Here is a 25840-nt window from a genome sequence, read left to right on the forward strand (position 1 = left end):
TGACCACTTTCAACTTCTGAGACAATTTGAAGTTTTAAGGACATTGAATAATCCTTCTGAGTTCTTTTAACATATTGACTTTTATTGTCTTCCATAATAACGATTGTTTTAGTGTATCGTTATTTTAGGACTTTACAAAGAATATAAAAAAACCTTTCCTAATATTTGAATTGGGAAAGGTTTTTATTTATAGTATTAATAAACTTGAGAAGCACATTCCTCACAATAGGTTTTCTTTAAAACTGGTTGATCGAGAAGCTGAAAAGTCACCCCTTCGTAAGTATCATTTTTCGAGTTAAAAAGATGACAAAATCGGGTTCTATTCATTTTAACAGCCTTTTGCATAAGCTCTGAGTAGTAAGGTCTTCTTGTTTGTTGATTATCTATAATGGTAAGATTTATGAAATAGAACATAAGATCCTCAGAACAATCCTTTTTAAGTACTTCAGTGGATAAAAGTTCAATAGCTTTATCCCCTAAAGCGAAATACATTAAGTGCTGAGCCATCCTAATTTTATCCTCTTCACTCAAATCTAATTGAGTAAAGAAATTATAGATTCTGTTATTATAATTATCTGAGATCTCAAATTTCCCCTCTTTAAAAGAAGTTTTTGCCAAAATGATCAGTCGATTAAGAATTAATTTATCTAACAGCACCTTTTTAAAACCTCTAGATTGAAGGTAAGCTATATTTTGCTCAACCTCTTTTTCATGGTCTCGATTCCTATTATACTGAATATTTTTTGCCAGCAAGGCACTTAAATTATAGATTAATGTGGGATTTTGAGGGGCAATTTCTAATAGCTTTCTATAAGAGTCTATCAAGTGATACATGTACCGATAAGTTGAAATATCATCATGTAAAACGAGAAAATTCTGATATAACATTACATACTTTTTCTTTTTAGGTAATTGGATATTATTATTCAAACTGTCTAATGAATACACCCCATTCTTCACCTTATCGATAATATAACTTTGTAATAAATAGGCTTCTTCTTGTTGATCCTTTGAGACTAATTCTCCAAATAACTCATAAGATTCTTTTTCATTTAATGATTCATAGGAAACTAACTTTTCAAGTCGAACCTTAATTGTCGCTACTCTTTGTTTGGATAAAATACTCTCATATTTTTCAGGCTCCTTATTAATAATACTTTTAATATCACTCTTTGGTTTTTGAAGAAAATGTTCATTACTCGTTCCAATAATATCTTTATAAAATTGATCCCAGTTTTCTCCTGTCTCAATAAAAGACTTCACATCTTTTGCCATTAGATGGGAAAGTTCATTGATGATATTTTCAGCTCTTAGATAAGATAAATTGGCATTTCGTTCAGTATCACCTTCTATGGATGAAAAGGCCTTAATGTAAAAAGAAGTGATTTTGTAATCGTTTAACTGAAAGTAGGTATATAGTCTATTATATTCCAGTGAATCAAATTGTGTTTCATTCTTTTTAAAAGAAAAGCTATACTCAATTTCACTGTTTTGTATGGCCTGATGGAGAATTGAATTGCTTTTGGGAGGTTTAAAATAAATTAATGGCAAATCAAAAGCACTAAGCTTCTCCTGCTTAATGTTATAATTCCAGTTGTAATCATGTTCAACCCCTCCTCTAATGACAAAATAATTTACTTCAACATCTCTAATACGATATTTACTTGGTAAATAGCCTAGCGATATAATAGCCATATTACTCCTGACCTTTTTATTTTTAAGCAACTCGTTCCTATAGATAGTTTTAAAAAAATTACCCTTATAATTCGGACGTCTATCTACTTGAGTACGTTTAGGTTTAGAACAGTCATATTGCCTTCTCTGTACAATATCAATGCTGACACCATCATCACCATAGGGAAAAAATTGATCAAAGGCATTTTCAGGAAAAACAAATAGTTTTATCTCTCCTGTCTTCTTATCCAACGAAACAGAAGTTCGAATTCTTCGGTCCTTACTACTTATAAAGGCATCGTATTCAATAGCTGATTTATTCTTTTTCCTTTTCTTCTGAGAAAAAGAGGAATGACAAATTGATAATAAGGCAATAATTAGTAATGTATATTTCATGTCAACAATAGTTTACTAGATTGAAGTTCTAGTAAACTACACATTGACAAATCTTAAATCAAAAGGGGTAATTTAATATTAAAACAGTTTAACCTTTTGGCTGATCATTTTAACTAATCTTGTTTTTCAAGCTGAGGCAATAAATGATTTTCCAAATGGTAAAGCAAAGTACCATTGACGGTGTCTGCATGCGTCATAATTGCTCCATGGGCTGCATCTTCAACTTTGATAAAACCAACCACATTAGGAAGGTTTTGGTAAAGGTACTCCCCCATTGAAAATGGAACTCCGAAATCTTGATCCCCATGAATAATAAGCGTTGGACATTTTATATCAGGCAAGAAGGATTGAATATCATCTCTATCTAAAAGATTATTCATCGCATGGAAAATTTCCTCTCCCGTTCTTGCTTGCCATGAAGGCGTCCATTTGTCCCAATAGCATTCATTTCCTTCTTTTGGTCCAATAATTCCTGTCATGAGGTTTTCATGAAGTGGCGGTACTAATCCATGATCCACCCAAGTGTCTCTCACTTCTTTGTAACCCGCTTTGACCTCTTCTGAATCAATATGTGCAGAAGTACTGATCAAAATTAAGCCTTGTACTCTTACAGGAAATCGTAATGCAACTCTCAAAGCAGCGTATCCCCCTTGAGACATTCCTGCTAAAATTACCTTTTCAATCCCCAAATGATCCAAAATTGCCATACAGTCATTCACCGTATCGTATAATGAGAAAGGCTTTCCATCCCATTTGGTTTTACCGAAGGCTCTTGCATCAAAAGTAATAATTCGATAAGAGGAAAAGAATTCAATTTGTGAGTCGAACATCTCTGAGCTCATCAAAAAGCCATGCATAAAAAGTATAACTGGAGCGTCTTTATCTCCATGATCTTGATAATACAACGATTGGTTGTTTACGTTGAGGTAAGCCATAGTCTGTTAATTGGTTGAAATTTTAATAGAACAGCAGTTCTCGAACTTAATTAATTCTTACAATATACTCATTTTTAAGGAGAAATAAAAGCTTAACTCTCTCATTTACAGCACAGTAAAAACATTTAATTATTCGCACAAGTAACTCATTGTTAGTCTATTAACATAATGCTTTTATTTTTTTAAAGAGGAAATTTAGGGCTCTTATTTTTTTTCGTTAAGTTCAATTATTCATCCACAACACAATACATAATAAACACTACTAACATGGTTAAAATCATTGAATGCCCAAGAGATGCAATGCAGGGTTTGTCTCAGTTCATTCCAACTCCCACAAAAATTGAATACCTCAATTTATTACTTCAAGTAGGGTTTGACACCTTAGATTTCGGAAGTTTTGTATCGCCAAAAGCAATTCCTCAAATGAAGGATACAACAGAGGTTTTGGAAGGCTTGGATTTAGATAATACAAAAACGAAACTTCTATCCATTGTCGTCAATGAGAGAGGAGCAAATGATGCAGTTCAACATCCAGAAATTGATTTTTTAGGTTTTCCATTATCAGTATCAGAAACATTTCAACAACGCAATACAAAGAAATCTATAGTTGAAGCAAAGCAAGAATTAGATAAAATCAATACTATTGCACAAAAGCATAATAAAGTAACCGTTGCTTATTTGTCTATGGCTTTCGGCAATCCTTATCAAGAAGAATTTTCGGCCTCAAAAGTATTAGAAATGGCTCATGAGCTCTCTGAAATGGGGATTTCCGTCATTTCATTGTCCGATACAATAGGCACAGCAAATGCAAAAGATATTCAAGATTTATTTGAAAATGCCTCAAAATTGTTGACCAATACAGAATTGGGTGTACATTTGCACTGTAATCCTTTTAAGGCAACTGAACTAGCAAGTGCAGCGATTGATGCTGGCTGTAGAAGAATAGATACAGCCCTTGGCGGACTTGGAGGATGTCCTATGGCTAAAGACAGTCTTACTGGAAACCTAGCCACTGAATCACTTATTGAGGCACTCCAAGGTCAACCTTCATTAATGCCCGCCTTAAACTTAGATACTTTAAAGAAGGCGTCAGAATTTAGGCGTCAAAATATAGGTTAGAAAATGATAAATATAGAGACTTGTCTCACCCCGGAAATTTTATCCTTACATCAACTCGAAGGAAAAATTGCCGTTGTTACAGATGTTTTGAGAGCAACTTCATGTATGGTTGCCGGTTTAAATGCAGGTGTGAAAAGTGTTATCCCTGTAATGACAGTGGAAGAAGCACTTGATTATTCAAAAAAAGGCTATATTACAGCTGGAGAAAGAGGCGGAGTGAAAGTGGAAGAGTTTACTATTGGTAACTCTCCTCAAGAACACATGCAGGAAGAATACCGTGGCAAAGACATTTGTATGACCACAACAAATGGTACTTTAGCGATCACTGAAGCAAGTAAAAGAGCAGATCAAATCGTTATCGGTGCATTATTGAATGTTTCTGCTGTGGCTGAGTTCTTAAAATCAGCTCGAAAAGATGTTGTGATCATCTGCGCAGGGTGGAAAGGCAACCCAAGTCTTGAAGATACATTGTTTGCAGGCGCTCTCATTGAAAGGTTACAAGAAGAATGTAATCTTACAGATGATGCTTCATTTATGGCATTGACACAATACAAAGCATGTAAAGATAATTTGGTAGAAAGCATACAATTTAATGCTTCTCATGCTAAAAGATTAAGTGGTCTTAAAGCCAAATCTGACCTTGCCTTTTGTGCACAGGAGGATTATTGTAATGCACTTCCTATTCTTAAGAATGGGGAAATAACAATTTAAAACCAGCATTATGGGTGGAAAGAAATTAGAAATTAAACAGAAAGTAAAGATCAAGAACCGAAAAGCATCGCATGAATATGAGTTTGTAGAAAAACTCGTAGCAGGGATTTCTTTGAAAGGTTCTGAGATAAAATCTATTCGTATGCAGAAAGTGAGTCTTCAAGACGCTTTCTGCTTGTTTATTGGAGATGAACTGATTGTAAGAAGCATGCACATTGCTCCTTATGAAATGGGCGGATACAATAACCACGAGGCAAAAGCTGACCGTAAACTTCTCTTGACAAGAAGAGAATTAGATAAATTAGATAGAAAAGCAAAAGAGACAGGTTTTACAATTATCCCTACTCAACTTTTCATCAATGACAGAGGTTTAGCTAAATTAGAAATTGCCCTGGCAAGAGGTAAAAAGCTTTATGACAAGCGTAATGATCTGAAAGAAAAAGATCAAAAAAGAGAGATATCTAGAATGAAATACTAGCTTTATGAGTTACGTCTTATTTAATAACGAAATCGAAAAAGCATCTAAAACGGGAGTATCTTATTCTGATAGAGGGTTTCAATATGGCGACGGCCTGTTTGAAACCATGATCTCTCAGAATGGGACTATCCGCTTTTTGGATGATCATATTGATAGAATAAAACGTGGATTAAAAGAGTTACACATTAACTTTCCAGCCGAATTTCAGGACAAAGACTATATCTATGACGCTTTCAAATCATTGAAAAAGAAAAATGAAATTGAAGGCGACTGCAGAATAAAATTAATGATCTGGAGAAAAGAAGGCGGGCTATACACTCCCAACAACTCAAACTATTATACGCTTTTATCTATACAGCCTTTCGAAAAGGCAGACAGTAAAAAAAGTTTGACAGTTGATTATGGAGAATCAATCAAAGTACCGCTCACTCCTGTTTCGTTTTGCAAATCTTTGTCTTCCATGACTTATACATTTGCAGGGATTGAGAAGAAAACGAGAGAACTGGATGATCTCATTTTAATTAACTACGACGGTTACTTGGCTGAAACCATTTCTGGTAATTTATTCTGGATCAAAGACAAAGTAATTTACACTCCAAAAGTAGCTGTAGGTTGCGTTTCTGGAATTGCTAGAAAAAACATCATTGCTCACTTAGAACAAAAAGGATATAAAGTCAGAAAAGTATTCGCCAGAAAAGCAGAATTACTTGATGCTGACACCGTGATGACCACAAATGTGACAGGCGTGACTATGATCAAAGAAATTGGCGAAAAGCAATATAAAGTAGTGGATGCCTGGAAAAAAGTTTTCGAGCAGGCTTATGATTAAGCTTTTCAAATAAAAAACACCCCATCATTGACTAAAAATCAATAATGAGGTGTTTCATTTATGATAAGATTTGATTAGCCTAACTTGCTAAACTCTTCCAAGAATTTATTATTTTCTTCTTCTGTACCGATAGAGATTCTAAGACCTTGATCACACAACAGAACTTTAGAACGGTTTCTGATCACAATTCCTTTTTCTACCAAGTCATTGTACATTTTATCCGCACCTTCTACTTGCACTAAAATAAAATTTGCATCCGAAGGATATCTATTTTTCACGAAAGATAACTTATCTAACGCCTGTTCTAGTCTTGCTCTTTCGGCCAGCATATTACGCACCATCTCTTCCACTTTCTCCACATTGTCCAACGCCTCTAACGCTTTCTCCTGTGTCAATTGATTGATATTGTATGGAGGTTTGATAGTATTGAATACGTTGATAATTTCTGATGAAGCGAACATCATTCCTAAACGAAGCCCTGCCATTCCCCATGCTTTGGAGAAAGTTTGCAGTACAATAAGATTGTTATACTCTGAAAGCTTTGAAATAAATGATGGCTGAGAAGAAAAATCTACATAAGCTTCATCTACAATCACCAACCCTTCAAAGTTAGACAATAACTGTTCAATTTTATTAGCACTAACTGCTCCTCCTGTTGGATTATTTGGAGAACAGACAAAAATGATTTTTGTATGCTCATCTACCTTTGCAAGAATACCTTCCACATCTAAATCCAATTCAGCTGTTAAAGCTACTTCTCTCACTTCTACATTATTAAGATCAGCACTTACTTTGTACATTCCATAAGTAGGTGGTAGAATAATCACATTTTCCTTTTGAGGCTCAACAAAGGCTCTGAACAATAAATCAATAGGTTCATCACTTCCATTACCCAAGAAAATATGATCTGTAGGAATATTCTTTATTGGAGATAACTTTGCTTTTACAGCTCTTTGGTAAGGATCAGGGTATCTATTGTAAGGTTCTCCTGTCGCTGTGCCATAAGGGTTTTCATTTGCATCAAGAAAGATATTATCTTTTGATACATCTTCAAACTCATCTCTCGCAGATGAGTAGGGTGTCATTGATCTGATGTGCTCACGTAACAATGACTGTATATCTATGTTAGTTTTGTTCATGGTATACAGATAGAATAAACAACTTATTGTAATATTTTTTGAATATCCAATGTGTAAACATTTGAAGAATAAACATTCTTGCCTACACTATTAGTTTTCACACCGCCAAAAATAATCAATTTATCTGCAGAAATTGTCATTCCGTTACCTACTAATTTTCCAATATTAGTATGATAACGCTTTAATGTGCCTTTATCTGTATTATAAATAAATAGTTGTTCGTTGCTAAAAATGATGATATTACTACCGTAATTAGTGATTGTAGCATCTACGATAGGTTCTGCCAGCTTTCCAACTTTCACCCATCGATCTACCTTAATATTATACATGTAGATTTCATCAATAGGTGCTTCATTTCTACCACCAAATACATAAAGCTTACCATTGACAATCGTACCGTAGGTAATCATTTGCTTTGGCATATGAGCCAATTGCTTCCATTTCTTCTTTTTTGCATCAAATGAAAACAAGGTGTTAGAGTATGTTTCATTATCAATTCTACCTCCAAATAAAAAGACTTTCCCTTTCCATTCTGCAATAGAAGATTTATGAATAGCTTGAGGGTTTAACGAGACATTTGTGATCTCAGGGACTCTATTATTATAGGCTACTTCCCTAACATTTAAATCTATACTCGCCATTGGGTCATTTTCTTTCCCTTTTGTTCCATTGAATAAGAACATACTTCCCCCGGATATAGTGGTATTAATAAGCTTTTCACCTGTAATGTTGATGGGCGTAACCTCATTCCAAGTATCATTTTTAGGAGAATAGGACAATATAGTGTTGTAATGCTCGTCTGTTTTATTGGTTCCTCCTACTACAAAAGTAGTTTTGTTGGTATTGCAATATCCCATATACGCTCTTGGAGAAGGCATAGGTGTACCTCTAGAAAAACGCAAACTAGCATTCTCAAACTCTTTTGAAATATTAGCTGACACACAAGATTGCATGATTATACTAACAACCAAAAGACCATATCCATATATTGAAGAAGATAACAGCTTCATATAGTTTTCAATTATTAATACAAAAGTACAACATAGGTAAGTAGTATCATTGTTTGAATTTACTGTTTGATGTTATGTTTAGTTAAAATTAGAAAAATACAACTTATATCCATGAATTTAAAACATATTAATGGCATTCTGTGTGATTTAGACGGTGTACTTTACAATGATGGAGTACTGATTGAGGGCGTTGTGGATTCCATTAAAAAACTTAAACAAAAAGGCTACCCATTCTTATTTGTTACCAATACATCAGGTATCACATCCAATGAGCTATTTCACAAATTAGACAAAATGGGGATTCCCCTAAAAGAAGATGAAGTATTGAGTCCTCCATTGGCTACAAGAGATTATCTAGTGAATAATAACTTCAAAAATGCACAGGTATTAGCCAGTTCTTCTATCAAAGAAATGATCTTTGAAAAGATAGAAATGAATCTGGAAAACCCTGAAGTAATTGTAATTGGAGATATTGGCAAAAACTGGGACTATAAATTGATGAATGAGCTTTTCTTAAAGGTCATGAACGGCAGTAAGATTGTAGGCTTGCATCACGGTCGTTTCTGGAAAGCAAGTGAAGGACTTAGAATCGATATTGGAGCCTTTATCAAAGGGTTAGAGTTTGCTACTTCTACTACCGCTGTATGCATTGGAAAGCCCTATAAATCTTTTTATGAATCAGCTATTCAAAAAATCGGTTTAAAAGCAAGTGAACTTTTGATGATCGGTGATGACATAATTGGAGATATTCAAGGTGCAAAAGAAGCACAATTGACCGCCATACAAGTTAAAACTGGAAAATACAGACCAGAATTAACAGAAAAAGCCATCATACAACCAGATATTATTGTAGATGACTTTAATGTCTTAAACGAGTTATTGGATGAATTATAGCCTGGTCAGCAATGACCCTGTGGCTTGAGAGACTAAGTCCCATGACTCTAAATCAAAAGTAATAACAACAGCATCTGCAGGTGATAAGTTTCCAATAACGTCACCTGTAAGATATTCTGCTAAAAAGCTGATAGCTGGATTATGCCCAACGATTGCCAAACTGTCCCCTTGATCTGACCTTTGATTAATAAAATCAAGTAGTTTACCCACATTTGCTTCATAGAATGATGGTTCTACAAATATGGCTTCCTGAGGCATATCTAATTGTTCCAGGATCAGTTGAGTAGTCGTTGTTGTTCTTACAGCATCAGAATAGAACATAATTTCTGGTTGGAAATTTCCCGAGGCAATCTTTTTTCCAAGATGCACTGCTTGTGTAAATCCTTCTTGGGTTAGCTCCCTTCTCCTATCATCTACACCGAAGTAAGCACTCTCTGCTTCTGCGTGTCTTATAAGAAGTAATGTTTTCATTTGCCTTAAAAAATAGTTTTAAGAAAAAAATCCTATGAAGATGTTTGAAGTTATTTATCGCGTTTAACTTTTCGCACTTCTCTATTGTTAATAAAATTTAGGTATAATCCTTTGGTTTTCATAGCAACAGTTAGATTATTTTGAAATATTTTTTGTATTCAAATTCCAAATCGTAGTCATCACACTCCACTCTTTATTACCATGTGATGATAAGTGAATCTTTAAAAGCATGTTTAGAACATATATATTTATAAATTAAAATTTTCCATTTTAGGTTATAAGGGAAATAATTTCTAAGAAATTAGTAGTTCTATAGTTGATAAAATTAATAAACTCACGATCTGAAAGGATAAATTTATAGTAAAAGAGATATTTCAAACATGTTCTAAGTTTAAATATAAACACAAAAAAACGATTCCCTTTTCAGAGAATCGTTTTTTGTATTTACTATAAAAGCTAAGTATCAACCAGTAGCTCTCAATGCTGATGCAATCGCGTTGATTGAAGTCAATAATTGGAATAATACTGCCTCCACATCTTCTGGGTTGGCTTTCTCATCCGCCTTCATCTTACGCCATTTCTTCAACAAGCTAATTTGAGTTTTATGAAGCGGTGTTAAAGCTTCAGCTCTGATAAAGCTTGAGTAGTAATGATTACTTCTTCTTTCAGCAAAAGATACTTTCAATAAGCTATCCATCATTTTTCTAGTTCTTGTTAATTCTTCAAGAAGCATAGTTAAGATAGAATCTTTTACATCTTTATCTGTTACCATTGCCGCGTAATCCTTCATGATATCCTCACTAGTAGCTTCTAATGATGTATCAACGTTAGTGAATACGTATCTGATCAATGGATCTGTTTTGATCAATTCTTTCAACTTAGCAAAGTCTTGTGGCTTTTCTTTAGATAATTTCTCTAAAGTATAACCTACACCGTACCAAGAAGTCATATTGAAACGAGCTTGGCTCCATGAGAATACCCAAGGAATAGCCCTAAGATCGGCTAATGTTCTTCTACCAGTTCTACGTGCTGGACGCGAACCAATTCTTGATGACTCAATTGCATCAATTGGAGTAGCCTCACCATAGAATTTGATAAACTTAGGATCTTCCAATAAGTTCACATAGAAGTTTCTACTTTCTTTCGCCATCCAAGAGATAACGCCTTCAAGCTCGTGCTTCGCTTTCTTACCTAAGTTATCTTTTACAGTATTACCTACTGAACCTGCTAATAACAATTCCATGTTGTAGCTTGCGTTCATTTTGTTGGCATACTTTTGCTCAATTGTTTCACCTTGCTCAGTTAAACGGAAGTTACCGTTTACACCACCGTGAGGTAACGCTTGGATAAACCATTGAGTAGGACCCGCACCACGAGAAATTGTACCACCTTTACCATGGAAGAAGTTGATAGCAATACCTCTGTTTTCACCTACTTCATATAAGCTAGTTTCAGCATGGTGTAATGCCCACTGTGAAGCAAGGATACCACCATCTTTGTTACTATCAGAGTAACCTACCATTACCATCTGTGTTAATTTCTTAGCACCGCTTTGACGTTTTTGGTATTCTAAGCTACGACGAGTGATAGGGTGATCCAAGAAGCTTTGCATTACTTGAGGAGAGATTTCTAAATCTTCAATTGTCTCAAATAATGGCACTACAGGAAGCTTACAAACTAAACCTTCTGGAGTTTGCTCCATCAAACCTGCCTCTCTTGCTAATAGATAAACTGCGATCAAGTCAGATACTGAACGAGTCATTGAGATAATGAATGCTCCGATACCTGCTGTACCAAAGTTTTTCACGTGCTCCGCTACTACTCTGTAAACAGAGATTACTGCATTTGCCTCAGTTGGCAATTGAGTTGACGGGTGAGTGAAAGGTCTGTTCGAAAGCAATTCGTTGTTCATAAACGCTACTCTCTTCTCTTCTGACCAAGTCAAGAAGCTATCACCATCTAATGATGCCGCGTTTAAGATTTGAGAAATTGCTTTGTCGTGAAATGCACTGTTTTGACGGATGTCAAGACGAGCTAAGTGGAATCCAAATGTATCTAATACTCTGATTGCATCATTTACATAAGAATAAGCTAATCTGTTGGCACCGTACTCAAGTAAAGTTGATTGTAGTAATTCTAAATCAGCCTTTAACTCTTCAGCCATTCTATATTTACCTTCAGCTTCCAGTAATTCTACTGCATGCTCTCTTTTTACATCTACAGGTAATTTTGCTAAACATAAGTTCACAAACTGTCTGAATGCTTCACCTACATTTCTAGCGATAGCTTGATCGCCATCTTCACCTAGTTCTTTTTGTAACTCAGCGATACGAGCTTGTAATGCTGCTGGAGCATCCTCAATATCACAAGATACTGAAAGCTTTTTCACTAAGTTAAATAACGAACGTCTGATTAATACGAAAGCATTTAAACGTAATACGCTTAATGTTTCTTCTGTAACTTCATGAGTTACTAATGGGTGTCCATCACGGTCACCACCAACCCAGTTACCGAATGATACTCTTGGACGGCTACCGATTTTTCTGATAAGGTCTTTATCAAAACCAACCTCACCCCAAGCTTGTTGGAAACGTTGATCTAAGATAGGTAATACCTCAGGGAAAACGTTTGTAAGGTAGTGAACAGCGTTTCTTCTTTCAGAAGCTACATCTGGCTTCTCAACAAAGATCTCACCTGTTCTCCATAATGTATCTAATATTAATTTAATTTGAGCGTTGATAGAGCGTTGCTCGATACCAGTGTACATTGTGTTCTCTCTTTGAACTAACAATAAATACAATGTTCTATGATGCTCTAAAACTGTTGATCTCTTAGCCTCTGTAGGGTGAGCTGTTAATACAGGTTCAACCATTACTTGAGGTAAAAGCTCAGCAATTTGCTCTTGCGTATAACCTTGGTTCTTTAAGTCTTTTAATCTTTCTCCCCATAAACCTTTCACGCTTGCAAGACCAAAATCATTTTCTTTCTTACGTCTTGATTGCACGGCTCCGTTTACTTCCACCATATTCAATAATTGGAATACGATAGAATAAAGCTGCATATGCTTCTCGTCTATTTTTTTAAGGGATGAAGTATCTTCGTTAATCCACGGAATTGCGTTTGCTAGTTCTTGTTCGCCATTCTCGATTAATACCTCTTTTAAACACTGAAGTAAAAACTCTAGGTCCTCGTAAGGTTTACCCAGATGCTTCTTCACAACCTCAAGGGCGCTCAGTGGCGTTACTGCTGTTTCTTTAGACATTCTGCGATTATTAATATTATGAGATAATTTGATTCTTTACACAATACGCAAACAAAGTTGCCTTTGATTACAAATTAAGTAAATAAGTTTGAGATTTATATTAAAATTTTAAATCTTATCTTTATTTATGGAACAAATATCTTAATTCTTAATCATAGTTAAGATGATCTTAATTACCTATCTTATTATAAAATAATGATCATTAGCAATGCATTAACTGACCTATGTATTAAATCACAACGCCTGCTTTACCCTGATCTCTCATCTGTTTTCGTTCCTCTTTACTGAATCTATTTGTAATCAATCTGTTAGATCGATCATAATTTAAATAGTTCCAAAACCAGTTGATAAATACGATCGATTTGTTCCTCATACCCAATAATGACATGATATGGACAAACATCCATATAAACCATGCAAATGGGCCTGAACTTTTAAAACTTCCTACTTCTACTACTGCTTTATTTTTACCTATAGTAGCCATACTACCTTTATCTTTATAAATAAAAGTTTCTTTTTTCTTGCCTTTGGCCTCGTTTTTAAAATTCTTCGCCAATTGAGTTGCTTGCTGTATTGCAGCAGGTGCTACCATTGGATGACCATTTGGATAATCTTTTGTTTTCATACATGCCACATCTCCTATTGCATATACATTATCCTGCCCAAGCACCTTACTGTATTCGTCTACTAAGATTCTATTTCCTCTTTCTGTAATCAGAGATGAGTCAAGACCTTTTGGAGAATTTCCTTCCACACCTGCAGACCAAATTAAGTTTCTTGAGTAAATCACACCATCTTGATCTCCTTTCTTAGTGGTTGCTACTTCTCCATCATAGCTTGTCACAAAAGTATTCTGATGTAAAATAACACCCAGTTTCTTCAAGTATTTCTGAGAACTTTGAGATGATTTTGGCGATAATGCATTCAGTACTCTATCTCCTGCGTCTACTAAATGGACTTCCATTCTTCGGACATCTAGTTCTGGATAATCAACGGGAAGAACATATTTTTTCAATTCAGAAATGGCTCCAGCCAATTCCACACCTGTTGGTCCGCCACCTACAATTACAAAATTCATCAGTGCGGATCTTTCTTGAAGGTCTTTTGTTTGAAGTGCTTGTTCGAAGTTCTGTAATAAAAGGCTTCTCAGCTGAAGGGACTGCACCACTGTTTTCAATGGCATGCAGTGATATTTGATTTTTTCGTCACCAAAGAAATTGGTTCTAGATCCAGAAGAGATGACTAAGTGATCATATTTTAATTCACCAATATCTGTCAGTACTCTACTCCCTTCAATATCTACTTTTTGAACAACTGCTAATCGAAAGTAAAAATTAGAAAATCCGTGAAAAAGTTTTCGAATAGGAAATGAAATCGAATCAGGCTCTAAACCTGCTGTAGCCACTTGATATAATAAAGGTTGAAAAGTATGATAGTTGTTTCGGTCTAATAAGACTACTTGGAAGTCTGTTTTCTTTAGGTTTCGTACTAATTCTAACCCTCCAAAACCTCCTCCGACAATTACTACTCTTGGTACACCTAGGTCTGGTACGTCAATTACTTTGTCCATATAACAGTGAATTTTTTGATTGTGGTAAGCGAGAGTTGATCGTCAAAAATTTGCAAAAAGTGATGATTTGAGATAATTCTGAATACCAATTTTGTATAGTTTATTATTGGATATAAAAATACACCATTTAAATACTAAAAGTCCATTAATACAATAGATTTTTCGTGTAGAAGTAATGACTTATCAAATTTTAATTGGATTATGGATTTATACCACTCCATTTATTGATTTTGTTATTTATATAACCTCAAATTTCACCCCAATACCATATTAAATGAAATGTGTTCTATCAAGAGAGTAACTTTTATTTCATGTAACCTAATGCAAAAAAAATCCTGATCTCGAATACATCTATTCAAAACCAGGATTTATAAAGACATTATAATTTAAATTATCTTCTCTTTTTATTCTTGTCCCTTGCAGACTTCTTTTTCTTATTATCCAAACCAGAAAGGTATTTTAAAGAGATCATTTCTTGCTCAGATAAGTATCTCCATTTACCTCTTGGAAGATCTTTCTTTGTTAAACCAGCAAGAACTGTTCTATCTAATACTTCAACAGTATAACCGAAATGTTCGAAAATTCTTCTTACAATTCTGTTTTTACCCGAGTGAAGCTCAATACCAATTTCTCTACGGTCATCTTCGTTTACAGATAAACCATCGATATATGGGGAACCATCTTCTAATTCAAACTTACGGTCACGCAATGTCAGTTCGTCTTCCTCTTTTAAAGGTTGATCCAACTCAACGCGGTAAATTTTCTGTGTGTTACTTGAAGGATGAGCTACTTTTGTTGCAAATTCTCCATCATTGGTAAATAACAACAAGCCGGTAGTGTTTCTGTCCAAACGGCCTACCGGGTAGATGCGTTCTTCACAAGCATTTTGCACCAACTGCATTACCGTTTTTCTTTCCAACGGATCCTTTGTAGTAGTGATAAAACCTCTTGGCTTATTCAAAAGAACATATACATATTGTTCTTTCTTTAAAAGCTTTCCGTCATATTCTACTCTATCATTTGGCTTTACCTTGTAGCCCATTTCTGTCACTACTTCGCCATTGATTTTTACAAGACCTTCAGCAATCAGCTTGTCCGCTTCCCTTCTTGAACAAACTCCTGCATTAGAAATATATTTATTTAATCGTACCTCGTTTGTTTTTTTTGGCTTGACTTCCTCACTTTCCTCCTTCACTTTTTTTGCCACAGAAATCACTTTTTTTACATCATAAACAGGTTTTTTGATTTGCTTATCAGATGACCCGTATACTGTTTCTTTGATTTTCTGATCTTTTTTCGCTTTAAGCTTTTCTTCTAGCTTTTTACTAGGTTTTCTTCTTGGAGCTGGCTTTTCAGAGAAAGTTTCTCTTTTTGGTTTTTCCTTGATGAACTTTTTGAAAGGACTCAAGTTTGATTTTCCTGAATTAGGAGTACGCTTTTTCATCTAAATAAATTAGAAATTCAACATGCTGCCTACACGGCAGTAAAACACTCTATGAAATTCATAGATTTTGAAAAGTCTCTCACAAAAACAAAAGGGTGTTCCCGTCCAAGTACTTTATCAAAGCACAAAGTTCGTGAACTTTAAGGTATTCTTTAAATAATTATTGAAAACAATCTCTAAAATTTAAGATAATTCTTCAATTTTCTTTTGAATATCTACAAGAACGGCTTCCGATAAAGTAATTAGGACTTTTAATTTCGCTTCAAGATCTTCTTTATCATGATTGATGGCATCTTCCATAAAAATAAGAAGTTCCTCCAATTCTTCATGACCTAGATAAGCTGTGCTTGATTTCAATTTGTGTGCTTTTTTACCAAATTCTATAACGGCATTATTATCCAATAAAGCAGACATTTCAGCGGGATATTCTTTTAGGTTCTTTTCGATGACTAAAAGTATAGAAAACAAGAATTCCTCATCGCCATCGGCAATGTCATACAGTCCGTTAAAATCTACATTTGCTAGCATGATATTATTAAGGGTATTCGAAGTAATAAAAATCTTTTCAATCTAATATTAGAACAAACTAGTCTTAGATGCTCTGTCTGTCACATATTCTGAGTAATCTTTTCCAAGATATGCATCTATGATATAATGTGCAACATATAATATAGGAGTCATCAAGACCGCTATTCCAAATTTATAAATATAATTGATAATACCAACTGCCACCACTTGTTCAAAAGACCAGTTGCCAAATACATAAAAAGCAACACCCAATACCACAAAACTATCTACCAGTTGAGAAAACAATGTTGACCCTGTGGCACGTAGCCAAATTTGCTTACTCCCTGTAAACCTTCTCAACCACTGGAAAGTGTACGCATCTAAGAACTGTCCTATCAAAAAAGCGGTCAGTGAACCAATAATTATACCTAATCCCTGCGTGAATATTTTGTCAAAAGCTTCTTCAATATTAAAAGGATTTCCTTGGCTGTCTACATTATTAAGATCCAACCAAAATTGTGCTGGAGGTAAATCCGTCACCATTAAGACCACGAAAAATACATACGAAATCAACCCTGCTGTAATAAAGGAGATTTTTTTCACTCCTTCTTTCCCATAATATTCATTGATAATATCAGTAGTGATAAATACAACAGGCCAAATCACTACACCTGCTGTAAGATTAAAATCTAATACAAAGGAATCAATGATTTCTAATTGAAGCGGAGCAATGCCAAGTAATGTTTCTAATGAAAAAATCTTCGGTCCTACCATTTCTGCTACGATGGCATTTGTGATAAAAATGGCACACAGACCAATATAGAGTGTCTGATATTTTTTTTCTTGTGTTTTATTTTCCTTAAGCTGATTCATCTTTGAGTATTGAACTTCCATAGAGAGTTTAAAGCGTGTTTGTAGATTATTATTGTTTTTTAAATAACAGACTTCTTGTGATCAATTGCAAATCACTTTGCCTGAAACACCAAGACAATTTTAGGCAAGCCATCAGATTTCTGAAGGGTTTGAAAAGCTCTTTACCATCACTGTGTTCTATCTCCAATCGTAAACTAACTTCACTACATAAACCTCACCTTTCTGAAAACCTGGAGCCTGGTATTTATATTCTTTTTGAACTATTATCTTTGCGACTTGTTTTAAATAAAAAGTAAAATAATGATTTCATTTTATCCCGGACCTAGTAAAATAGAACCTCTTGTCAAAGACTTTATGCAAGATGCTATGGATAGTCAACTCATAGAATATAACCATAGAAGTCCTCAATTTATGGAAATGATGAAGTCATGTGTAGAAGTTGTTAAAGAAAAACTTAATATACCCAAAAACTACACTGTACTTTTTGCTTCAAGCGCCACAGAATGCTGGGAGATCAGCAGTCAATCATTTGATGCCAACTTTGTACATATATATAATGGTGCCTTCGGAAAGAAATGGGCGTCTTATAATGAACAAATCAATAAGACCGTGACACATTTCTCTTATTCGCCACAAAAAAGAATTGGCATCAGTAAAATCAAGGTTAATAAGGCACAGAAAAATATCTTTTGCCTGACCAATTGTGAAACTTCTAACACCACAAAGGTGCATTCCAAAACCATTCAAAAAATAAGAAGCAGGTTTCCTAAATCGTTGATTTTTGTTGACGCTACAAGTGCCATGTCTGGAGTGAATATAAATTGGCTTTCGGCTGACTTTTGGTATGCTTCAGTACAAAAATGCTTTGGGCTTCCAGCAGGGTTGTCTGTTATGGTTTGTTCTCCAAGATTAATAAAAGAAATGAAACAGGAAGACTACCATTACAATTCTCTGCATTCTATTTATAATAACAGTCTGAAACTTCAAACCACCCATACACCAAACATCTTAAATATTTACCTTTTGAAAAGAGTGATGGAAAACCGACCTCCAATTTCAAAAGTTCATGATCATTTAAGAAAAAGAGGAAACCGTTTGATCAAAGAATTGATACGCCTTGGTTTTACTCCACTAATAGGAAATTCACAGCTACAGTCCAATACAGTAATTGGTGTAAAATGTGATCCTGATGAATTAAAACAGATTAAAGAAGAGGCGGTTGAAAAAGGTATTTTATTAGGAAATGGATACGGCCCATGGAAACACAATTCTTTTCGAATTGCTAATTTTCCAGCCCATTCTGATGATGATTTTGAGCATCTCATTACATTTCTAAAATCATTCAAAAAAGGAGATAAATCTTAAAATTGGACCTAATCCTTACAACATACTGTTAAAACAGTTAAATTTACTCATAATAAGATTTCACATAATTATTTTGTGACATATTCTGTTTTGCGTTCCAAAACACGTATAAACAAATTTTAACCGTCTTTTACAGTTTCTTTTTGTAAATAACGGATAGGAGTTGTAATTTCGGGCGCTGAATAAAATATGATTTGGATTATTCGCAGCATTAAATTCGTATTCAGATGGTAGATATCTTAGGATCTTTAGGCGCGACATGGACAGCCGTCTTATTCGTAGTCTTTTTCCTAGCATTAATTCAGATTTTCCGTTTTGTTATCAATAAAACTGGGTCTGATATTTTAGCAGGAAAGAAATCAGGACAAGAAGGAAGTATTCTTGTGAAAAAGTACAATGATGTAGACGTTTCAAAATATTCTGCATTATTCGGTTTAATTGGTCTTTCATTATCACTTCTTTTTGTATTAGTGGCATTGGAATTCCCTTCGTATGAGGATCAAACGTTAATGGACTTAGGTTCAGTTGATTTTGTTGAAGAAGAAATGGTTGACGTACCTGTTACTCAACAGCAACCACCTCCACCACCAAAAGTTACTGCTCCAGTAATCGTTGAGGTGCCAGACGAAGAGGAAATCGAAGACGAAATTGAAATCGAAATCCCAGAGGAATTTGACGAGGAAACTGTAATTGAAGAAGCAGTAGAAGTTGAAGAAGAAGAAGTAGAAGAAGCAGTTGAGGAAATCTTCGAAATCGTAGAGGACCCTGCAGGTTTCCCAGGTGGTATGGGTAAATTCTACAAGTGGGTAGGTAAAAACATGAAATACCCTTCACAAGCTAAGCGTATGGGTGTGGAAGGTAAAGTATACATTCAGTTCGTCGTTGACAAAGACGGTTCACTTACTGACATCAAAGTAGTTCGTGGTATCGGTGCTGGTTGTGACGAAGAAGCTGTTCGCGTATTGAAGAAAGCTCCTAAATGGAAGCCTGGTAAGCAACGTGGACGTGCAGTAAAACAAAGAATGGTATTACCAATTTCATTCAAATTAGGTTAATCCAACCCTTTGATTTCAAAAGACCGATGTTATATTTACTGTAACATCGGTCTTTTTTTATACAGTATGTTTTAGTTACATGCTAATCCCTCATTTTTTTGATCAAACTTCCATGAGACAATTACTATTGTTCTTCTTCTTAATGAGCATTTCTATGCTCAGTGCTGCTCAAGATACATCTTACAAAGCTGATTATTTATTCCCTATTGAACCTGGCAAACAAAACTATTTTGCTGGATCTATGGGTGAATTGAGAACGACGCATTTCCACGGAGGTTTAGACATAAAAACAAGGGGAGTTGAGGGACTTCCAATTTATGCTGCCGAAGATGGTTATATTATTAGAATGAGGGTTTATCCTTATGGATACGGTCGCGGTTTATACATGATGCACCCCAATGGTCAATGGACTGTATATGGGCACTTACAGCGTTTCGCTCCTGAGCTGGAAGAGTATATTGTTAAAAAACAGTATGAAAAAGAGTCTTTTGAAATCAATCTAGAAAACCTACCCTCCAACTTATTTGTGATAAAAAAAGGAGACATCATCGGTTACTCAGGAAATACAGGTTCATCTGCAGGACCTCATCTTCACTTTGAAATAAGAGACCAAGAGGAAAGGCCTTTGAACCCTGTAGATTTTGGATTCAATGAAGTAATGGACAACATTCCTCCTACCGTAAGAGGGATTCGATTAAGACCCTTGGAAATTTACAGCAGAGTGGAAGGAGAATTTTCACCCGCTCTTAAATCTGTGACAGGCAAGTCAGGTTATTATCAGGTCCCCTCTTCGTTTAATGCACTAGGAAAAGTAGGGGTAGAAATTGATACTTACGACAGAGCGGATGGCACCTACAATAAATACGGCATCAATAAAATTCAAGTCTATGAGAACGATAAAATGATCTACGAGCACATCATCAATAGAATTCCTTTTGATGAAAGTGCCAACATCAATACCTTCACAGATTACAAGGCTTTTTTAGATACTAAAAGAAGATATCAGAGGTTATACAAATTCGACAGTAATCACCTACCTATTTATCCCGATAGTACACTTACTGGCTTTATTGAAGTTGATCCCAATGAGAGAAAAAATATTAGGATAGAACTTTGGGATAGTTTTGATAATCATACAGTCACAAAGTTTACTATTAAAGGACAAAATCCAATTCCACGAGCAAGCAAAAAATTTGATTCGATCAGTATTGAAGAAAATATTCTAAAAGTGGCTATTCCTGCAGAAAAAGGAAAACCGCTTCGGTTGCACTTTCCACTCTGGAATCAAAGTGTTCAACCTGCTTATCATAAAGGTAATGTCAATTATTATTTATGGGATTTAAGAGATGGACTTCCATTTATGTGTTCTGTGGATTCAACTAAAGTAGACACTCATTTAAAATACCAAGTTCCTCACAACTCATCACTAAAATATTTCGGCAAAAATGTCAATATGGAATTTAAGGAACGCTCTTTATTTGATACACTTTATTTGACCATTCAAGAAGAATCAAACCTTCTTAAAATCAATGAATACTATACTCCTTTACACGCCAGTGTCAACGTTCAGTACGAAGTCAATGACTCTTCATTAGTGAGTAAAAATAATTTTGTATTCAGAATAGATCAAAAAGGGAAAGCTCATTTTGTGGGAGGAAAATGGAATGACAACACGATCAGTTTCAGAACTTCAAAGCTCGGACGATTCACAATTTCACCTGAGACAACACCTCCTAAAATCATTCCATTAAAACAGTGGAAAAGCAACCAATTAAGATTCAAAATTGAAGATGAAGAATCTGGTATTGCAACGTATAAAGCTACTTTAAATGGAAAATTTATTTTATTAGAATACGATGCTAAGAAAGATTACATTCAAACACGTTTATTGAATGAAAAACAACCATTGAAAGGAAAATTCAAAATGATTGTAACGGACCGTGCTGGCAACACTTCTGTTTTCTCAAAAACTTATTAATTATTTTTCTATTTTGGCAACCTTGTCAGGCCAATAAACGCCGAGACAAAAAAACATATTGCTCCAACACCTGTATTGACCAAAGCGAGCTGTACAAAGGCTGTAGGCAATGGGTCTGACAGATAAATAGAAGCAATAGCTGAAATCATAAAGGCGACACAACCCAGCATGTTGATCCAAACACTAAGGTTTTCTCTATCGCCCCAAATCCATTTAAAAGAGATTTCTTTCAATAAATAAAACGCTGAGATTAGAAATAGAATAGAACCCATCATATTCGGAGTCCAAACCAATAAATCTTGCTCCATCCAATCTAATTTTCTAGTGGCATCAAAAGTATTGATATTGAACAAAATTGTTCCCAACCACTGCGTCAAACCTGCGATATACCCACTATTTTTTGGTCGGTAAGCGAAAATCTTCCATTCCTGCTGTTCTTGATTGGTTGCATTAAGTAATTGGAAAAAGGCAGCGAATGTAAAAGGAACAGAGCCTATAAAATAGATCGAATTCAAGAGTGTATCATTAGGGCTAGGGAGTAAATACGTAAAACTAGAATAGATAAAACAAGATGCCCCTATCATAAATAATATCGACATCCATAACACCATTCTTCTTGATGTAAGAGGATGTAAATGTATATGCATATTTTGATCATTACGTTAATAAAAAAGGCAGCTCAACATTTTTTTGTTGAACTGCCAATATCTTAATGTGCGAAACTTGACCCTGATGTTCTCATTTCTCTTTCTCCTCTTGCTATAAAATGCTCCGCAGCTTTTTGAATATCACTGATCAGCATTGTCGCCATATCACTATTGAAACCTTCACGAACTACCACTCTCAGCACGGCCACATCTTCTGTGTCAGCCGGCATAGTATAAGCAGGAACCAACCACCCTCTTTCTCTCAGTTTACTCGAAATATCATACACAGAGAAATTCATCCCTTCTTTAACACTAAATGCAAAAACAGGTATTGCACTTCCATCACTCAGCAACTCAAAATAACCCAATTTCTCTACTTCAGACGAAATCTTCATCGCAATAAACTGAAGATCTTTCATGATCTGACGATATCCTTGTTTTCCTAAACGGATAAAATTGTAGTATTGACCAATAACCTGATTTCCAGGACGTGAAAAATTCAATGTAAAAGTTGGCATATCACCACCTAAATAATTAACGTGAAAAATAAGATCCTCTGGAAGATCAGCAACATCTCTCCAAACCACCCAACCTATTCCTGGATATACCAAACCATATTTATGACCAGAAACGTTGATGGATTTTACAAGAGGCAACCTAAAATCCCATTTCAAACCAGGGTGAATAAAAGGTGCTACAAACCCTCCACTTGCCGCATCTACGTGCAATGGCGTTTCCCAACCTGTCTTGCTGTTGTTTTCTACCATAGCATCATGAATTTCTTCAATAGGTTCAAATTCTCCCGTAAACGTAGTTCCTAAGATAGCTACTACACCAATGGTATTTTCATCAATTGTATTAATGACTTCATCTGCAGTGATTACATATTTTCCTTTTTTCATGGGAATGTATTTGGGTTCCACATCCCAATACCTACAGAATTTCTCCCAAACCACTTGCACATTGGCTCCTAATACTAAATTTGGTTTGTCGGTGGATAGTCCAGCTTTTTCTCTTCTCTCCTTCCATTTCTTCTTAAAAGCCATTCCTGCTAACATTACAGCCTCACTAGAACCAATAGCTGAAGAACCCACTGCCTCACCATCTTCAGGAGCATGAAAAAGCTTTGATACAATATTGATACAACGCTCCTCAATTTCTGCTGTTTGAGGGTACTCATCTTTATCAATCATATTTTTATCAAAAGTTTCTGCCATCAACTTTTCAGCTTCCGGTTCCATCCAAGTAGTAACAAAAGTGGCCATATTCAATCTCGCATTCCCATCCAGCATTAATTCATTATGGATGATATTGTAAGCCTGAGCGGGCTCCATTTGCTCTTCAGGCAATGAGTATTTAGGCACTTGAACTTGATTTCTGATAGATTTGATGGAGTTGTGAAGTGAATTAGGGTCTTTCACTTTTTTATTTTTTTTCAGCATAGTTAGTTCTCATTTTTAAATAATGAAAGAAATAGAATAGTTTGTAAAAATTTATAGTCGTCACCTAATACTGAACGCATAAGCAACGACTATAGAATTTATGAATATTTTTTTGATATTACTCTATGTAAAAGCAATAATTATCAATCAGTTAAAGAAGAAATAAGATTTTAATAAAGTTAGTATTTTGCTGGTATCACTTCTATTATTTCATCAATATCAGAAAAAGACAACTCATGTTTTCCATTCAAGCCATCTTTCATCTGAAATCCATTCTCATTGGTTCCTTTAATGATACCATGATAACTCTGACCATTTTTCATGATGACATCCAACTCTTTCCCTACAAATGATGCTTTGTTTGAAGTGATCATTTGACCATAATATCTTTTTGTTCCTTTTCTCATTTTATAGTATCATTACTTTTTTCCGAAATATAAGCATCAATTCAAAACAAAACTAACATCATGATACTATCCATCGACGCAGGAACACAATCTATCAGAGCTTCTTTGATTGATGAGAAAGGAAATATCGTAGCACTCAAAAAAACACCTATTATTCCCTATCATTCACCTCAGGCAGGATGGGCAGAACAAGACCCTGAATATTATTGGGACAATACATGCTCTACAATAAAATCTCTCTTAGCAAAGCAAGATGCTGAAATAGAAGGAGTGGTTATCACTACCCAGAGAGGTACTGTTATTAACGTGGACAATGAAGGAAAACCTTTACGGCCTGCGATAGTCTGGCTAGATCAAAGGAAAGCTAAGATGGAAAATTATCCTTCACCTTTTCTTAAAACAGTCATGAAAGGTTTGGGGCTTTATGATATTGTAGAACACGCTATTTTAGAAAGTGAATCGAATTGGATCCGTCAGAATCAACCTGAGATCTGGGATAAAACTTACAAATACCTGTTCCTTGCTGGCTATTTTCATTTCAAGCTCACTGGGCAATACAAAGAATCAACAGGCAACATGGTGGGATTTGTTCCTTTTGATCACAAGAAACATCAATGGGCCAAACCTTCCGATCAAAAACACCGCATTTTTAATATCCCCATAAATAAACTGCCAGAACTAGTCAATCCTTCTGAGCGTATTGGGTATATCACTCCAAAAGCATCAAAAGCTACAGGTATCCCAGAAGGTGTTCCTCTTTTTGCCGGCGCTTCTGACAAAGCCTGCGAAATGCTAGGAGCAGGTGTTCATTCCCCAAACATTGGATGTTTAAGCTTTGGCACTACTGCCACAATCTCTACCAACATTCCTTCATACAAAGAAGTTATTCCATTTTTTCCTTCTTACAGCAGTGCGATCAAGGAAACCAACAACACTGAAATTATGATTTATAGAGGTTTCTGGATGATCAGCTGGTTTAAAAAAGAATTCGGACATCAGGAAATACTTCAAGCCGAAGAAATGAATGTACCTCCAGAAACTTTATTTGAAGAGATGATCAAAGAAATTCCTGCTGGATCAATGGGACTCACATTGCAACCTTTTTGGTCACCTGGAATTAAAAACCCAGGAAGAGAAGCCAAAGGAAGTATCATTGGTTTTGGTGATGTACATACCAAGGCACATATCTATAAGGCCATCCTGGAAGGAATTTCATATGCATTAAAAAAAGGAGCTCAACAAACTGAAAAGAAAACAGGATTTAAAATGACTGAATTGAGAGTTTCGGGAGGAGGCTCTCAAAGTGATACCGCAATGCAGTTGACCGCTGATATTTTCAATCTGCCAACGCACAGGCCCCATACTTTTGAAACCTCTTCATTGGGCGCTGCAATGCTCGGCTACATAGGATTAGGTAAACATACGCTGAACACTGCAATCAAAGAAATGACCCGATTTGAAAAGACTTTTCACCCTCAACCAAAGGAAGTACAAACCTATCAGAAGCTCTACAATGAAGTTTACCTTAAAATATACCCTCAGTTACAGCCTCTTTATAAAAAGATTCAAAAAATCACGGGTTATCCTAAAAAGTAGCTGAATGATCTATTATTTTTGAATTGGAACTCACACTT

At 35.2% G+C, this 25840-nt stretch carries 22 protein-coding genes; 9 read left to right on the forward strand and 13 right to left on the reverse strand.

From position 1 onward, the window contains the following. Positions 1 to 195: 195 nt before the first annotated feature. Together AVL50_RS03515 and AVL50_RS03520 are read right to left on the reverse strand one after the other, a co-directional pair. Entirely contained in the window at positions 196 to 2070 is a 1875-nt protein-coding gene (locus tag AVL50_RS03515; RefSeq protein WP_062615103.1) for a hypothetical protein, read from the reverse strand. 113 nt (positions 2071 to 2183) lie between these two features. Continuing rightward, a complete protein-coding gene (locus AVL50_RS03520) occupies positions 2184 to 3005 on the reverse strand; it encodes an alpha/beta fold hydrolase (RefSeq protein WP_062615104.1) in 822 nt (273 codons plus the stop codon). Between the two features lie 267 nt (positions 3006 to 3272). On the opposite strand from AVL50_RS03520, the gene AVL50_RS03525 reads away from it, so the two are divergent. Genes AVL50_RS03525 through AVL50_RS03540 form a run of 4 tightly spaced genes read left to right on the forward strand, consistent with a single transcriptional unit; the run spans position 3273 to position 6142 of the window. Further along, entirely contained in the window at positions 3273 to 4124 is an 852-nt protein-coding gene (locus AVL50_RS03525) for a hydroxymethylglutaryl-CoA lyase (RefSeq protein ID WP_062615105.1), read from the forward strand. A gap of 3 nt (positions 4125 to 4127) precedes the next feature. Beyond that, the gene (locus tag AVL50_RS03530) at positions 4128 to 4835 is read left to right on the forward strand and encodes a 2-phosphosulfolactate phosphatase (RefSeq protein ID WP_062615106.1); all 708 of its coding nucleotides are present in this window, start codon (positions 4128 to 4130) and stop codon (positions 4833 to 4835) included. 10 nt (positions 4836 to 4845) lie between these two features. Continuing rightward, positions 4846 to 5313: an SsrA-binding protein SmpB gene (gene smpB, locus AVL50_RS03535; protein ID WP_062615107.1), complete on the forward strand. Its 468-nt coding sequence runs from the start codon at positions 4846 to 4848 to the stop codon at positions 5311 to 5313. A gap of 4 nt (positions 5314 to 5317) precedes the next feature. Beyond that, positions 5318 to 6142 (forward strand): aminotransferase class IV, encoded by an 825-nt coding sequence (locus AVL50_RS03540; RefSeq protein WP_062615108.1) that lies wholly within the window; start codon positions 5318 to 5320, stop codon positions 6140 to 6142. Positions 6143 to 6216: 74 nt separating this feature from the next. Here AVL50_RS03540 and hisC read toward each other — a convergent pair whose 3' ends face one another. Both hisC and AVL50_RS03550 read right to left on the reverse strand, forming a co-directional pair. After that, positions 6217 to 7281 carry a histidinol-phosphate transaminase gene (gene hisC / locus AVL50_RS03545; RefSeq protein WP_062615109.1) on the reverse strand — a complete coding sequence of 355 codons (1065 nt, stop codon included), beginning with the start codon at positions 7279 to 7281 and terminating at the stop codon, positions 6217 to 6219. A 23-nt stretch (positions 7282 to 7304) separates the two neighbouring features. Further along, positions 7305 to 8291, reverse strand: coding sequence for a kelch repeat-containing protein (locus AVL50_RS03550; RefSeq protein ID WP_082795643.1), 987 nt, complete (start codon positions 8289 to 8291; stop codon positions 7305 to 7307). Between the two features lie 111 nt (positions 8292 to 8402). Here AVL50_RS03550 and AVL50_RS03555 point away from each other — a divergent pair, with 111 nt between their 5' ends. Continuing rightward, positions 8403 to 9185: a TIGR01458 family HAD-type hydrolase gene (locus tag AVL50_RS03555; RefSeq protein ID WP_062615111.1), complete on the forward strand. Its 783-nt coding sequence runs from the start codon at positions 8403 to 8405 to the stop codon at positions 9183 to 9185. On the opposite strand, the gene AVL50_RS03560 is transcribed toward AVL50_RS03555, so the two are convergent. The 6 genes from AVL50_RS03560 to AVL50_RS03585 all read right to left on the reverse strand — a co-directional run bounded on the left by AVL50_RS03560 (position 9180) and on the right by AVL50_RS03585 (position 17312). Beyond that, positions 9180 to 9656, reverse strand: coding sequence for a histidine phosphatase family protein (locus AVL50_RS03560; protein ID WP_062615112.1), 477 nt, complete (start codon positions 9654 to 9656; stop codon positions 9180 to 9182). The genes AVL50_RS03555 and AVL50_RS03560 overlap by 6 nt on opposite strands. Positions 9657 to 10119: 463 nt before the next feature. Further along, positions 10120 to 12918, reverse strand: a complete 2799-nt coding sequence (locus AVL50_RS03565; RefSeq protein ID WP_253764251.1) for a phosphoenolpyruvate carboxylase — start codon at positions 12916 to 12918, stop codon at positions 10120 to 10122. A gap of 229 nt (positions 12919 to 13147) precedes the next feature. Further along, the gene (locus AVL50_RS03570) at positions 13148 to 14488 is read right to left on the reverse strand and encodes an NAD(P)/FAD-dependent oxidoreductase (protein WP_062615113.1); all 1341 of its coding nucleotides are present in this window, start codon (positions 14486 to 14488) and stop codon (positions 13148 to 13150) included. A gap of 391 nt (positions 14489 to 14879) precedes the next feature. Beyond that, on the reverse strand, positions 14880 to 15932 hold the full coding sequence (locus tag AVL50_RS03575) for a pseudouridine synthase (RefSeq protein ID WP_082795645.1): 1053 nt from the start codon (positions 15930 to 15932) through the stop codon (positions 14880 to 14882). A 183-nt stretch (positions 15933 to 16115) separates the two neighbouring features. Further along, a complete protein-coding gene (locus AVL50_RS03580) occupies positions 16116 to 16460 on the reverse strand; it encodes an Hpt domain-containing protein (protein WP_062615114.1) in 345 nt (114 codons plus the stop codon). A gap of 48 nt (positions 16461 to 16508) precedes the next feature. Beyond that, complete coding sequence (locus tag AVL50_RS03585; RefSeq protein WP_062615149.1) at positions 16509 to 17312, reverse strand: queuosine precursor transporter; 804 nt, start codon at positions 17310 to 17312, stop codon at positions 16509 to 16511. A gap of 300 nt (positions 17313 to 17612) precedes the next feature. Here AVL50_RS03585 and AVL50_RS03590 point away from each other — a divergent pair, with 300 nt between their 5' ends. The 3 genes from AVL50_RS03590 (at position 17613) to AVL50_RS03600 (ending at position 21710) form a co-directional block, all read left to right on the forward strand. Further along, positions 17613 to 18677 carry an aminotransferase class V-fold PLP-dependent enzyme gene (locus tag AVL50_RS03590; RefSeq protein WP_062615115.1) on the forward strand — a complete coding sequence of 355 codons (1065 nt, stop codon included), beginning with the start codon at positions 17613 to 17615 and terminating at the stop codon, positions 18675 to 18677. Positions 18678 to 18904: 227 nt separating this feature from the next. Beyond that, complete coding sequence (locus tag AVL50_RS03595) at positions 18905 to 19732, forward strand: energy transducer TonB (protein WP_082795646.1); 828 nt, start codon at positions 18905 to 18907, stop codon at positions 19730 to 19732. Between the two features lie 112 nt (positions 19733 to 19844). Further along, positions 19845 to 21710, forward strand: coding sequence for a M23 family metallopeptidase (locus AVL50_RS03600; RefSeq protein WP_172826754.1), 1866 nt, complete (start codon positions 19845 to 19847; stop codon positions 21708 to 21710). A gap of 8 nt (positions 21711 to 21718) precedes the next feature. Here the strand turns inward: AVL50_RS03600 and AVL50_RS03605 are convergent, their stop codons facing one another. From AVL50_RS03605 to AVL50_RS03615, 3 genes are all read right to left on the reverse strand, one after another. Further along, a complete protein-coding gene (locus tag AVL50_RS03605; RefSeq protein WP_082795647.1) occupies positions 21719 to 22357 on the reverse strand; it encodes a YrhK family protein in 639 nt (212 codons plus the stop codon). 62 nt (positions 22358 to 22419) lie between these two features. Beyond that, on the reverse strand, positions 22420 to 23799 hold the full coding sequence (locus AVL50_RS03610) for a glutamate decarboxylase (protein ID WP_062615118.1): 1380 nt from the start codon (positions 23797 to 23799) through the stop codon (positions 22420 to 22422). A gap of 179 nt (positions 23800 to 23978) precedes the next feature. Beyond that, positions 23979 to 24206: a hypothetical protein gene (locus AVL50_RS03615; RefSeq protein WP_062615119.1), complete on the reverse strand. Its 228-nt coding sequence runs from the start codon at positions 24204 to 24206 to the stop codon at positions 23979 to 23981. A 60-nt stretch (positions 24207 to 24266) separates the two neighbouring features. Between AVL50_RS03615 and AVL50_RS03620 the strand changes: the two genes are divergently transcribed. Next, on the forward strand, positions 24267 to 25802 hold the full coding sequence (locus tag AVL50_RS03620) for an FGGY-family carbohydrate kinase (RefSeq protein ID WP_062615120.1): 1536 nt from the start codon (positions 24267 to 24269) through the stop codon (positions 25800 to 25802). Positions 25803 to 25840: the final 38 nt, after the last annotated feature.

The sequence above is a fragment of the Flammeovirga sp. SJP92 genome (genome assembly GCF_001583495.1).
Lineage (GTDB): Bacteria > Bacteroidota > Bacteroidia > Cytophagales > Flammeovirgaceae > Flammeovirga.

What these genes read in the sequence shown, in the direction of transcription:
- AVL50_RS03515 (WP_062615103.1), bottom strand. Translation starts at nt 2,070, where the DNA reads ATGAAATATACATTACTAATTATTGCCTTATTATCAATTTGTCATTCC.
- AVL50_RS03520 (WP_062615104.1), bottom strand. Translation starts at nt 3,005, where the DNA reads ATGGCTTACCTCAACGTAAACAACCAATCGTTGTATTATCAAGATCAT.
- AVL50_RS03525 (WP_062615105.1), top strand. Translation starts at nt 3,273, where the DNA reads ATGGTTAAAATCATTGAATGCCCAAGAGATGCAATGCAGGGTTTGTCT.
- AVL50_RS03530 (WP_062615106.1), top strand. Translation starts at nt 4,128, where the DNA reads ATGATAAATATAGAGACTTGTCTCACCCCGGAAATTTTATCCTTACAT.
- smpB (WP_062615107.1), top strand. Translation starts at nt 4,846, where the DNA reads ATGGGTGGAAAGAAATTAGAAATTAAACAGAAAGTAAAGATCAAGAAC.
- AVL50_RS03540 (WP_062615108.1), top strand. Translation starts at nt 5,318, where the DNA reads ATGAGTTACGTCTTATTTAATAACGAAATCGAAAAAGCATCTAAAACG.
- hisC (WP_062615109.1), bottom strand. Translation starts at nt 7,281, where the DNA reads ATGAACAAAACTAACATAGATATACAGTCATTGTTACGTGAGCACATC.
- AVL50_RS03550 (WP_082795643.1), bottom strand. Translation starts at nt 8,291, where the DNA reads ATGAAGCTGTTATCTTCTTCAATATATGGATATGGTCTTTTGGTTGTT.
- AVL50_RS03555 (WP_062615111.1), top strand. Translation starts at nt 8,403, where the DNA reads ATGAATTTAAAACATATTAATGGCATTCTGTGTGATTTAGACGGTGTA.
- AVL50_RS03560 (WP_062615112.1), bottom strand. Translation starts at nt 9,656, where the DNA reads ATGAAAACATTACTTCTTATAAGACACGCAGAAGCAGAGAGTGCTTAC.
- AVL50_RS03565 (WP_253764251.1), bottom strand. Translation starts at nt 12,918, where the DNA reads ATGTCTAAAGAAACAGCAGTAACGCCACTGAGCGCCCTTGAGGTTGTG.
- AVL50_RS03570 (WP_062615113.1), bottom strand. Translation starts at nt 14,488, where the DNA reads ATGGACAAAGTAATTGACGTACCAGACCTAGGTGTACCAAGAGTAGTA.
- AVL50_RS03575 (WP_082795645.1), bottom strand. Translation starts at nt 15,932, where the DNA reads ATGAAAAAGCGTACTCCTAATTCAGGAAAATCAAACTTGAGTCCTTTC.
- AVL50_RS03580 (WP_062615114.1), bottom strand. Translation starts at nt 16,460, where the DNA reads ATGCTAGCAAATGTAGATTTTAACGGACTGTATGACATTGCCGATGGC.
- AVL50_RS03585 (WP_062615149.1), bottom strand. Translation starts at nt 17,312, where the DNA reads ATGAATCAGCTTAAGGAAAATAAAACACAAGAAAAAAAATATCAGACA.
- AVL50_RS03590 (WP_062615115.1), top strand. Translation starts at nt 17,613, where the DNA reads ATGATTTCATTTTATCCCGGACCTAGTAAAATAGAACCTCTTGTCAAA.
- AVL50_RS03595 (WP_082795646.1), top strand. Translation starts at nt 18,905, where the DNA reads ATGGTAGATATCTTAGGATCTTTAGGCGCGACATGGACAGCCGTCTTA.
- AVL50_RS03600 (WP_172826754.1), top strand. Translation starts at nt 19,845, where the DNA reads ATGAGACAATTACTATTGTTCTTCTTCTTAATGAGCATTTCTATGCTC.
- AVL50_RS03605 (WP_082795647.1), bottom strand. Translation starts at nt 22,357, where the DNA reads ATGCATATACATTTACATCCTCTTACATCAAGAAGAATGGTGTTATGG.
- AVL50_RS03610 (WP_062615118.1), bottom strand. Translation starts at nt 23,799, where the DNA reads ATGCTGAAAAAAAATAAAAAAGTGAAAGACCCTAATTCACTTCACAAC.
- AVL50_RS03615 (WP_062615119.1), bottom strand. Translation starts at nt 24,206, where the DNA reads ATGAGAAAAGGAACAAAAAGATATTATGGTCAAATGATCACTTCAAAC.
- AVL50_RS03620 (WP_062615120.1), top strand. Translation starts at nt 24,267, where the DNA reads ATGATACTATCCATCGACGCAGGAACACAATCTATCAGAGCTTCTTTG.